Source organism: Chryseobacterium sp. P1-3 (assembly GCF_000738495.1).
Taxonomy (GTDB): Bacteria; Bacteroidota; Bacteroidia; order Flavobacteriales; family Weeksellaceae; genus Chryseobacterium; species Chryseobacterium gallinarum.
Window position 1 is genome coordinate 70896 of the sequence record NZ_JPEQ01000006.1, and the last position, 10472, is coordinate 81367.

At 37.3% G+C, this 10472-nt stretch carries 10 protein-coding genes and 1 pseudogene; 8 read left to right on the forward strand and 3 right to left on the reverse strand.

Features of this window, described 5'->3' with window-relative positions; all coding sequences use genetic code 11:
* The first annotated feature begins 25 nt into the window (after positions 1 to 25).
* A complete protein-coding gene (locus HX13_RS08415) occupies positions 26 to 712 on the forward strand; it encodes an SMUG2 DNA glycosylase family protein (protein WP_050020722.1) in 687 nt (228 codons plus the stop codon).
* Positions 713 to 789: 77 nt separating this feature from the next.
* Here the strand turns inward: HX13_RS08415 and HX13_RS23845 are convergent, their stop codons facing one another.
* The 3 genes from HX13_RS23845 to HX13_RS08425 are packed head-to-tail and all read right to left on the reverse strand — an operon-like array spanning position 790 to position 2199.
* Positions 790 to 996: a T9SS type A sorting domain-containing protein gene (locus HX13_RS23845; RefSeq protein ID WP_316931276.1), complete on the reverse strand. Its 207-nt coding sequence runs from the start codon at positions 994 to 996 to the stop codon at positions 790 to 792.
* Positions 980 to 1612 carry a T9SS C-terminal target domain-containing protein gene (locus HX13_RS08420; RefSeq protein WP_238555177.1) on the reverse strand — a complete coding sequence of 211 codons (633 nt, stop codon included), beginning with the start codon at positions 1610 to 1612 and terminating at the stop codon, positions 980 to 982. The genes HX13_RS23845 and HX13_RS08420 overlap by 17 nt, the downstream gene beginning before the upstream one ends.
* A 35-nt stretch (positions 1613 to 1647) precedes the next feature.
* A complete protein-coding gene (locus tag HX13_RS08425; RefSeq protein ID WP_050020723.1) occupies positions 1648 to 2199 on the reverse strand; it encodes a phage tail protein in 552 nt (183 codons plus the stop codon).
* 265 nt (positions 2200 to 2464) lie between these two features.
* Here HX13_RS08425 and HX13_RS08430 point away from each other — a divergent pair.
* The 7 genes and pseudogenes from HX13_RS08430 to HX13_RS08460 all read left to right on the forward strand — a co-directional run bounded on the left by HX13_RS08430 (position 2465) and on the right by HX13_RS08460 (position 10426).
* Positions 2465 to 3231, forward strand: a pseudogene (locus HX13_RS08430) (enoyl-CoA hydratase/isomerase family protein).
* 383 nt (positions 3232 to 3614) lie between these two features.
* Positions 3615 to 6566 (forward strand): SusC/RagA family TonB-linked outer membrane protein, encoded by a 2952-nt coding sequence (locus tag HX13_RS08435; protein WP_128572280.1) that lies wholly within the window; start codon positions 3615 to 3617, stop codon positions 6564 to 6566.
* An 11-nt stretch (positions 6567 to 6577) separates the two neighbouring features.
* A complete protein-coding gene (locus HX13_RS08440; protein ID WP_050020725.1) occupies positions 6578 to 8080 on the forward strand; it encodes a RagB/SusD family nutrient uptake outer membrane protein in 1503 nt (500 codons plus the stop codon).
* Between the two features lie 149 nt (positions 8081 to 8229).
* Positions 8230 to 8847, forward strand: a complete 618-nt coding sequence (locus HX13_RS08445) for a hypothetical protein (protein ID WP_050020726.1) — start codon at positions 8230 to 8232, stop codon at positions 8845 to 8847.
* A gap of 69 nt (positions 8848 to 8916) precedes the next feature.
* Positions 8917 to 9207, forward strand: a complete 291-nt coding sequence (locus HX13_RS08450; RefSeq protein WP_050020727.1) for a winged helix-turn-helix domain-containing protein — start codon at positions 8917 to 8919, stop codon at positions 9205 to 9207.
* Positions 9208 to 9270: 63 nt separating this feature from the next.
* Positions 9271 to 9561, forward strand: a complete 291-nt coding sequence (locus HX13_RS08455) for a hypothetical protein (protein ID WP_050020728.1) — start codon at positions 9271 to 9273, stop codon at positions 9559 to 9561.
* A gap of 22 nt (positions 9562 to 9583) precedes the next feature.
* Positions 9584 to 10426 carry a metallophosphoesterase gene (locus tag HX13_RS08460; protein ID WP_050020729.1) on the forward strand — a complete coding sequence of 281 codons (843 nt, stop codon included), beginning with the start codon at positions 9584 to 9586 and terminating at the stop codon, positions 10424 to 10426.
* Positions 10427 to 10472 lie beyond the last annotated feature (46 nt).

Genomic DNA, 10472 nt, shown 5'->3' on the forward strand with positions numbered 1-10472 from the left:
TGAGGACTAAGATAAAATAATTACCATGAATAAAAACTTTGCAGATAAAGTCATTGATTTCAATAGAAATCTTATCTATTCAGGGGAACTGCCTGAAGGGTTTGAAGTGCTCAATCCTTATTTGAATAATCCCGAAACGATGGAGGTAATGCAAAAGTTTTATCATAAATATTATAATGATACCAATAAAAGAAAATTTATAGTGGGAATTAATCCCAGCCGCCACGGAGCAGGAGTTACGGGAGTCCCTTTCACTGATACCAAACGTCTGGAAAGTGTTTGCGGCATACCAATGCATTCTGCGCATACTCATGAAGTTTCTTCCGTTTTTGTATATGATATGATCGCAGAATATGGCGGGCCTGATCTGTTTTATAAAGACATTTATATTAACTCTCCTTTTCCATTGGCCATTGTCAGAAAAACAAAAAACGGATGGCTTAACGCCAACTATTATGATGACAAAGCTCTGTTTGAAGCTGTAAAAGATTTTATGATTGATTCATTAAAGAAGCATATAAGCCTGAATCTTGATACTTCAGAAGTTTTTGTCCTGGGAAAAAAGAATGCGGAATTTATTTCAAGACTGAATAAAGAAGCTGAATTATTCGATAAAATGACAATTCTGGAACACCCTCGCTATATACAACAGTACAAATCAAAAGAGAAGCAACTGTACATCGATAAATACATTGTAGCACTAAAAAAATAAACCCCCTGAAGGAATCAGGGGATTATCATTCGTGCATTAGAATCTTATCGGGAACGTTATGAATATGAGCTGTAAACTTAGTTCTTAATAACTTTCGTAGTTTCTGCAGAGGTTTTGATGTAGTAAATTCCTGCGGGTAATTCTGAAATATTGACTTCATTATTACCTTTCTGAATTTGTACTGTTTTCAATACTTTGCCCTCTGCATTGTAGATTTTAGCTTCGCTGGCTTTTTCTGTCGTAATAGAAAGAGGACCGTTGGTTGGATTAGGGTAAACAATCAGACTTTTTTTGAATGCTTTTAGTTTCTGAAGTACTTAATACGATATTACTATCTTTTACCCAGCTAAAGGCATCTAAACCTACATACCGGAATGCCCCGTTTGCAGTGATCTGCAATTCGTCAATCACAATATTTGAGTAATTTTGACCGTTTAAGTTCGTAAGATCTATGAGGGTATATCCGTTTGTTGTCCCTAAGCTTGTTGCAAATCCTGTGGTTTTTGTTTGGGTAAATTTAGTTATGCCACTTAGCTTTCCGGTGACAGTAAGAGTTCCTGCTACATTAAGGTCCAGATTCAAGGCAGAAAGATACATCCAGAATCTGTTTACCTTAAATAAATTTGAAGTTGTTTTAATACTGAATGAGGGTGGAAATTGTGCGTCGTTGGAATTATCAATGTATCTGTTGTCATTCGCTGTTCCATTCCAGCCTGTTCCCGGGTAATTCCCCTGAATGTCAAAAACACTGACATGTGAAATGATGTTGAAAATCACTCCATTATCGGTGAAGCTTGTACTTCCGTGTGATTCCGTTTCAAATTGTTCTGTACTGGTCTGCCCGAATGAGAGAATTGAAATGAGCAGACTACAAATTGTTAAAAAAGTAGTGCTTTTCATGATTTCTTGTTTTTAAATATTAGGTATTATGAATATTAATCTCTTGGAGGGTAAATACCTTCAACACAGATGATATAATTTAAACCCAAATAAGGAGGCATATTATTCACTGGTAAATTTTGTCCTGTAAAGGAGATACTTTGTGCATTAATGGTGGTGTCAGGATTAGAATCGTTTACAAAGCTGGATACCACATTGAAATCTCTCCCTACCTGTGTTCCTGAAATAGCAATAGATGACGTAGCTGTAGGTGTGGACGAGTTGGCATTCTTATTAGCTACTTTCAATTGAAAACCACTTCCGATGCTTGGAAGATTTGAAGCTAAAAGGGTATTTTGCGTAGTACCGGATACCACTCCCAAAGGATAAAACTGATTGGCATTTACATTTCCGGCCCCTAAGGCCATACGCCCTTTTAAGTTGGGTAATGCAAAAGTAGTAATGCCATCTCCACCATAAGTGGTTCCTAAAATAGAGAATAAAGCTGAATTTCTTGAAATACTTATTAAACTTCCGTCACAAAACATCCATCCCCTGGGTGCGAAATTCCCTGCAAATAATTTGATAATTCCAATGTATTCTTCCATGATAAATAGTTTTCAGTTTAATTTTCCTACTCTGTTCTTATGGCTTTTCGGATTCCGCCAAATAAAATTTAATTGGGTAAGTCAAAGGAACAACGAATAGAAAAACATAACTAGAGTAGAAAATACCAAATTAGGGAGTCCGTATTTCTACGTAATGTATATTTTCAAGCTTTTATAAGAAACTATTTAAACAGAATTTATAGTCTTTAAGTTTCTCTGGAAGAGCTGTATTTAGTATTTTTGTAAGAATCCAATAAAAATAAAAATGAACGAATTCGTAGCATCAGAAATTAAAAACAATATTGCCGAAATTACATTCGGAACTCCTAAAAGTAATTCTCTTCCGGGAGCTATTCTGGAAAAACTGGCACAAACTATTTTAGAAGAAGGACGTAAAGATGAGGTGAAAGCAATCCTTATAAAAAGCGAAGGCGAAAAGGCCTTCTGTGCCGGTGCCAGCTTTGATGAGCTTTTGGCAATTGATGAATTAGAAGTTTCTACTCAATTTTTCGGTGGTTTTGCTAAAGTACTCAATGCTATGAAAAATTGTGGAAAAATTGTTGTTGTAAGAGTTCAGGGAAAAACTACAGGAGGAGGAGTTGGGATTGCTTGCGGAGCAGACTATTGTTTTGCAACAAAAGATTCTTCTTTGGCTCTTACTGAGATCAATTTAGGAATTGGTCCTTTTGTTATTGGTCCTTATGTAGAAAGAAAAATAGGAAAGTCTCAGTTTTCTGCTATGGCTATTGATGCTGACTTCAGATCTGCAGACTGGGCGGCACAACATAATATTTATCATTCTGTTTCGGAAAATATTCAAGAAATGGACGAAAAACTAGAAAAAATTTTTACAAACATTAGCTTCCAGAAGTAGCGATGCATTAGCCCTCATTAAAAAAAGTATCCTGGGAAGGGACAGAACATTTTAATGAACTGATGCCGGCAAGAATTCATATGAGCGCCAGTCTTATCCTGGAAGATTCAGCAAAGAAGAATATAGAGGCTATTAAAGAACGATTGAGAGCAAAATGATTTAATATATTCGAGGTCCTGAATAGGATGGATTTGATAAAAAGGATCCGGAGAAACTATGTTTCTCCGGATTTTTTTATGTTATATCAGTTTTAATAATCTGTATTTTGATTTTATAAATTAATTGATATAATATATGGATCTTTTTATTTAATATATGTTTTTTTTGATAGAAGATTAAAATTTTAACATATTTTATGTGAGTATTTGTTTTTCAACACTGTGTGTATTTTTAATTTTTGTTTATTTTTTTTAACTAAAATCAAAATATGTATTTAAATTTTAAATACAATGTATTTAATTAATTAAATTAATGTTTTTGTTGCATTTGTAATAATTATTATTGCATATATTTGCGTTCGATATGTTAAAATATGTTAAATATGAGAATAAAATTATTTGCAAGTACAGCGGTGTTATTCTTTGTAGGAGGGCATCTGGTAGAAGCTCAAAAAACAAAACGTGACACAATACCTCAGGACACAAAGATTGAGGAAATTGTTGTGGTAGCCTATGGTAGCCAGAAAAAAGAAACCATGGTAGGATCGAATACTGAAATTAAAGCAAAACAATTTGCGGACCGTCCGATAACAAGCATCGGGCAGGCATTGGATGGTGCCAGTGCCGGGGTTAAGGTAAGTACCGGAACGGGTCAACCAGGAAGTTCACCAAGTATTCAGATCCGGGGAATTGGATCTTATGGTATTACGACGTCGCCATTATATGTAGTAGATGGTACTGTGTACACAGGCTCCCTGGCAGCGATCAATCCGAATGATATTGCATCCTTCAATATCCTGAAAGATGCTGCGTCAACATCTTTATACGGTTCTGCAGCTGCCAATGGGGTGGTTTTAATCACTACAAAATCAGGAAGAAAAGGAAAGGATTCATTTAATTTCAGTATGAGTACAGGTGCTGTGGGTAGATCTATCCCTGAATATGATCGGGTAAATGTTCATCAGTATTATCCTTTAATCTGGGAATCGATAAGAAATGGAAGAATGACCTCGGTTCCCGGTACTACTGTGGCCGATGCCAATGCATATGCAACTGCACAGTTGATCCCCGGAGTTCTGAAAACTAATGTCTTTAATGTTCCGGATAATCAGTTGGTTGTAAACGGAGTTCTAAACCCGGATGCAAAGCTGAGATATACAGATCTGGACTGGCAAAAGCCTTTAATGAATACAGGTTTCAGACAGAATTACGAGTTAAATTATAGTGGTGGAAGCAATACGACTACTTACTTTTCTTCAGTGGGATATACCAACGAAACGGGATATCTTATAAAGTCTGACTTTGAAAGATTTACGGCCAGGTTAAAGGTAGATTCCCAGGTTAAAAGCTGGCTAAAGTTAGGAACAAGTATCAGTGGGGTTTCCTCTAATGGAAATAACTCTGTTGAGGGAGTGGATAATAATACGGCATATATCAATCCATACCGATGGACCAGAACAATGGGGCCAATCTATAGCCCATATGCTCATGACCCGGTTACGTTTGCAACACTTTATGATAATGCAGGAAATGTGATTTATGATGCAGGAAGTGCCAGAGGGGCGGATGCTGCTGCCGGAAGAAACGTAATTCAGGAAACCCTTCTGAATAAAGATCTTTCTAAAAATTATTACATTATTTCCAGAGCATATGCTGAAATCAAATTGGACCCTTATCTTACCTTGTCTACCAATGTAGGATATGACATTAGAAATAACAGAAGAAGCACTTATGGAAATAAAATTATCGGTGATGCAGCTCCAGGCGGTTCGGCTGAAAAGTATAGCTTTACAGAGCAAACTTTTACCTGGAACCAGCTTTTGAATTATAAAAGAAAATTTGGAAATCATAATTTTGAATTCCTTTTAGGACATGAAAATTATAAGTTTACCTATGAATATCTATATGGATATAAAAAAGGACAAATCGTTGATGATAATGATGAGCTGATCAATTTCGTAACACCTGCATCCCTTACTTCCCGATCAGATAATTACAGAAAAGAAGGTGTATTCTCAAGATTGAATTATGATTATAAATCGAAATATTTGCTTTCAGGTTCTATTCGTTGGGACGGCTCTTCAAGATTCAATAAAGATGTAAGATGGGATTCATTCTGGTCTTTAGGTGCTGGATGGAGATTAAAAGGAGAAGATTTCTTAAATGATTCCAACCTTGTAAGCGAATTAAAACTTAGAGCTTCTTATGGGGAAGTCGGAAATGACAGGACAGATAGCTATTATATGTATAAAAGTACTTATACTTTAGGGTATAATAACGCTCAGGAACCTGGAATTCTTTTTGGATTCTTGGCGGATCCTACCATTACCTGGGAAGCGAACAAACAAACAGACTTTGGAATTGATTTCGGATTTTTGAATAACCGGATTTCAGGTTCTGTAGAATATTACAACAGGGTTACGGAAGATTTGATTTTTCCTGTTCCTCTTCCTGTTTCTTCCGGAGTTCCGGATAATACGATCAGCAGAAATGTGGGAACCATGTATAACCGTGGATTTGAATTCAGTATTAATGCAGATATTATCAGAAACCAGAACTTTATCTGGAATATCAATGCCAATGCATCCACTCTTAAAAACCAGGTTACAGAACTTTCCAACGGAATAACGGAAATCATCAATGGTACAAAAAAGATTTCTGTAGGACATTCTGTATATGACTATTGGTTAAGACAATGGTATGGCGTAGATCCTGCAGATGGCTCACCTTTATTCCTGGCTGCTGATGCATATGCAAATACCACTGCTGCAGATATCAGAACAATTAACGGTACTAAAGTAACAACCAATTTTAATAAAGCAAAGTATGATTATTCAGGAACAGCCATTCCTGACTTGTTTGGAAGTTTTGGAACATCAATTACTTATAAACAATGGTCATTGTCTGCAATGTTTACCTATCAGATAGGTGGAAAAACGTATGATTCCAACTATGCCGCATTAATGTCCAGTTACTCACAAGGTGGAGCTTTAAGCACAGATATTCTGGATCGATGGACTACTCCGGGACAGGTTACTGATGTTCCTGCATTGAACTCCTCAACGTATACCAGTTCAAATGCTGGTAATTCGTCAAGATGGTTGGTGAGTTCGGATTTTATTACATTCAGACAGGCCACTTTAAGCTATAGTTTTAGTCCTGAAACCTTATCTCAGCTTGGAGTGTCAGGCTTAAAAATCCTTGTTTCCGGTGAAAATCTATGGAGTAAAACGGCGAGAAAAGGGTTGGAGCCAGCTCAGGCATTCAACGGTACAGCATCAAACAGGTATACTCCGGCGAGAGTAGTAACTATAGGATTTAATGTGTCATTTTAAATAAATAAATTATGAAAAGTGTTAAAAAGCAATATATAAAATGGGCTGTTGTTCTTTCAGTCTTTACAGGAATGGTTTCATGTCAGAGTGATTATCTTGAAACGGATCCTACTACAGCTGCCTCAGAGGAGGCTGCTTACTCAAGTGCCTCAAATCTTATGGCCATTATTAATGGAATGCATAGAGATATGTATTACAGGCAAAACGATAATCAAGGACAAAATGGACAGGGTGGAATTATGATTATGATGGATGCTTTAGCTGATGACCTGGTCTTTCCATCTACAGGAAATGGATGGTACGTCTCTACAGTCAGATGGCAGGATCAGGTAAATGAAAATGCATCCAATGATTTTTACCCTTATCAGTTTTACTACGCTCTTATCAGAAATGCCAATCTTGTTATTGCTAATGGACCTTCCGTTCCTGCGCCAAACGCTTCTGATGCTGCTACAATAAAAATGGCTATTGGGGAAGCTTATGCTTTCAGAGCTTTTTGTTACTATATGCTGGTTCAGATTTATGGTAAAAGATATGTACCTGGCGCTGCTAATACCCAGCTCGGTGTACCCATCAGACTGGTAGCTAATGAAGTCCCCCTGGCAAGAAATACAGTGGAAGAAGTATATGCTCAGATCAATAAAGATCTTGATGAAGCAGCGGCCAGACTTACGGGAACCAGAGCTACGAAATCTCATTTTAATGATAAGGTGGTTCTTGGATTGAGAGCCAGAATTGCATTGACACAAGGGAATTATACAGCAGCTGCAGCTGCTGCTAAATCTGCCAGAGTAGGATTTCCTTTAATGGACAATGCAACATATACAGCCGGTTTTAATAGCCTTGCAGGAAATAATGAGTGGATGTGGGGAGCTACGATTATTGCTGATCAAGGAGATACATTTTCAAACTTCGGAGCTTATATGTCACGAAACTTTAACTCAACCAATATTCGACAGGCTCCAAAGGCTATTAACAGTAAACTATTTCTGTCATTCCCTTCTACGGACATAAGAACCAAAAACTTTGATCCTTCAGGAGCACACACGGCATTGGGATTGCCTTCAACATATTCCAAGTTTCCTTATACAAGTCAGAAATTTCTTGCTGCAAGCCAGGCGGACAGCAGAGTGGATGTGCCTTACATGAGAGCTGCAGAAATGTATCTTATAGAGGCTGAAGCATTAGCCAGATTAGGTGATGAGGCTGGTTCAAAAATAGTTTTTAATGAATTTGCAAAAAACAGGAATACTGCTTATCCGGGAGCTACAAGTACAGGAGCAGCCTATATCACTGAAATTCTTAACAGCAGAAGACTGGAGTTTTGGGGAGAGGGCTTTAGATTCCTGGATCTGAAAAGGTTAAATCTGGGGCTGGACAGAAGTGGAGCAAACCATTCTTCAGTAGTTACCAATAACGTGATGACAGTTGCTAATACTGATCCCCGCTGGGAATTTCTGATTCCAAGAGCAGAAATCAATGCAAATCCATTAGTTGTTCAGAATCCTTTATAATAATCAACACTTTTTAATATATTGTAGGACCTTGCTTCGGCGGGGTCCTTTTTTTAGCACAACAGAATAATAAACAAGCAATGGAAATTTCAAAAAAATATTTTGCATTTTAAAAATAAATATTAACTTTGTAATTCAAAGTTCTTTTTATGGAGACAAAAAACTATCACGAAGACTTATCCCATATCCGTTCCATGATGGAACGGTCTTCCAGGTTTATTTCGCTAAGCGGGTTATCCGGCGTTGTTGCTGGTTTGGCAGCGCTGATCGGAGCGGTATACGTATACCTTGTTTTAGAGAGAGAAGGAATCAATTACTTTGAAGGAAATAGAAATTTCTTTGCTCCGGCTTTAGTAAAGGAACTTGCACTTATCGGGATTGTGATTTTAGTTGTCGCCATTCTCAGCGGATATATTTTTACAGCTCATAAAAGTAAAAAGAAAGGCCTGAGAATATGGGATGCTACTACAAAACGGCTTTTAATAACCTTTGCAGTACCTTTAGTGACAGGAGGAATTTTTTGTCTGGCACTCCTGTCAAGTCATCTTTTTGTCTGGATTGCACCTGCAACTTTGGTTTTTTACGGGCTGGCTCTGGTGAGTGCGGAAAGATATACCCTGCCGGATGTTAAATATTTAGGATATTGTGAAATCATCCTGGGATTACTTGCTTTATTTTTTTTGGGATGGGGACTGGTATTCTGGGCTGTTGGTTTTGGCGTTCTGCATATTGTTTATGGACTTATTATGCACAAGAAATATAAATAAAAGCTAAATTTGCAGCTCTTTTGTTTACTTTTTAAAGTAGCTGCCGAATAAGCGACTGATTACCCCATTATGATAAAAATAAATCAACTCAACAAAGAATTTGAAAGCCGTGTGAGACTGGGCATTATGTCCGTTCTTATGGTGAATGACTGGGTTGATTTCTCAGAAATGAAAAATTTGCTCGAAATTACTGACGGAAATCTGGCCAGCCATAGTAATGCTTTGGAAAAAGCAGGATATATTGAAGTAAAGAAAGAATTTGTAGGAAAGAAGCCTAAAACCTCTTACCGTGTAACACAAATTGGAAGACAGGCTTTTACAGCACATCTTGATGCATTGGAAAAATTATTAGGACGTTAACCCTATATTTTTTTAAAAAATAACTTTGAAATACAAAGTACTTTATAATAAAAATAAAATAATATGATGACACAAAAACAAAAAACACTCGCAATTTACATTGTTCCATTGATTTTACTGTGCATACCATTGCTGGGGAATCTGTTTTCTAGTGAAGTGAGATGGTCGGCATCAGATTTCCTGATTGCAGGAGTCTTATTATTTACAACGGCCTTTCTGATCAACCTGGTCAGAAATAAAATCAAAAAACAAAGCCGGAAGACATTGGCCTGCATTTTAATTTTACTCGCCCTTGCATTGATCTGGCTCGAGCTGGCAGTAGGAGTTTTCGGAAGTCCGTTTGCGGGAAGTTAGACCAGATTTACTATTATTTAATATGACGAGAAAAGAATTCATTAAAAGACTTACGTATCTTTCAATAGCAGGGGCTTTTCCTGCATTATACTCGTGGCAGGTAGAACCTTTCTGGGTAGAATTCGTTCAAAGAAAACTCCCCGTTAAAAATCTGCCTCAGTGGCTGGAAGGAAAAATACTGATGCAGATTTCCGATCTGCATGTTGGGGACCGCTTCGACTGGAATTTTTTGATTAAATCTTTCCGGGAAGCTAAAGGATTTAACCCTGATTTTGTAGTCTACACAGGTGATTTTGTAAACCATGGAACAGCGCAGGAACAGGAAGACTTAAAAAAGGTAATGAAAGAAGCAGTTATGGGATCATTGGCAACTTTTGGAATTCTGGGGAATCATGATTACGGCAGAAACTGGAAAGATACCGGATGTGCAGAAAATATTTGCAGGATTCTCAGGGATTATGGAATTACAATATTGAGAAATGATCAGCAGCATAGTCATGGCCTGAATTTTATAGGTTTTGATGATCTGTGGTCTCCCAATTTTCGACCCTCAAAAGTTATGAATCAATATGATTTATCAAAAGCGAATATTGTGCTCTGCCATAATCCGGATGCCTGTGACCGGAATATCTGGAACGGCTATCAGGGCTGGATTTTGAGTGGACATACGCATGGTGGACAATGCAGGGTCCCCGGAATTATCACTCCTGTATTACCTGTAAAAAATAAAAGGTACGTTTCAGGGGAAATTGATCTGGAAGATGGAAGGAGGTTGTACATCAATCGGGCACTCGGACATTCTTTTCAGCTCAGGTTTATGGTCCGTCCGGAAATTACTGTTTTTTTTACTTTAACCCAAACTTAAATACACAATGAAAGATCAAAACATTTTAAACATTGGGAAAATGATA

Coding starts and splice junctions, on each gene's coding strand:
- HX13_RS08450 (WP_050020727.1), top strand. CDS start 8,917: ATGATAAAAATAAATCAACTCAACAAAGAATTTGAAAGCCGTGTGAGA.
- HX13_RS08445 (WP_050020726.1), top strand. CDS start 8,230: ATGGAGACAAAAAACTATCACGAAGACTTATCCCATATCCGTTCCATG.
- HX13_RS08425 (WP_050020723.1), bottom strand. CDS start 2,199: ATGGAAGAATACATTGGAATTATCAAATTATTTGCAGGGAATTTCGCA.
- HX13_RS08460 (WP_050020729.1), top strand. CDS start 9,584: ATGACGAGAAAAGAATTCATTAAAAGACTTACGTATCTTTCAATAGCA.
- HX13_RS08420 (WP_238555177.1), bottom strand. CDS start 1,612: ATGAAAAGCACTACTTTTTTAACAATTTGTAGTCTGCTCATTTCAATT.
- HX13_RS08440 (WP_050020725.1), top strand. CDS start 6,578: ATGAAAAGTGTTAAAAAGCAATATATAAAATGGGCTGTTGTTCTTTCA.
- HX13_RS08455 (WP_050020728.1), top strand. CDS start 9,271: ATGATGACACAAAAACAAAAAACACTCGCAATTTACATTGTTCCATTG.
- HX13_RS08415 (WP_050020722.1), top strand. CDS start 26: ATGAATAAAAACTTTGCAGATAAAGTCATTGATTTCAATAGAAATCTT.
- HX13_RS08435 (WP_128572280.1), top strand. CDS start 3,615: ATGAGAATAAAATTATTTGCAAGTACAGCGGTGTTATTCTTTGTAGGA.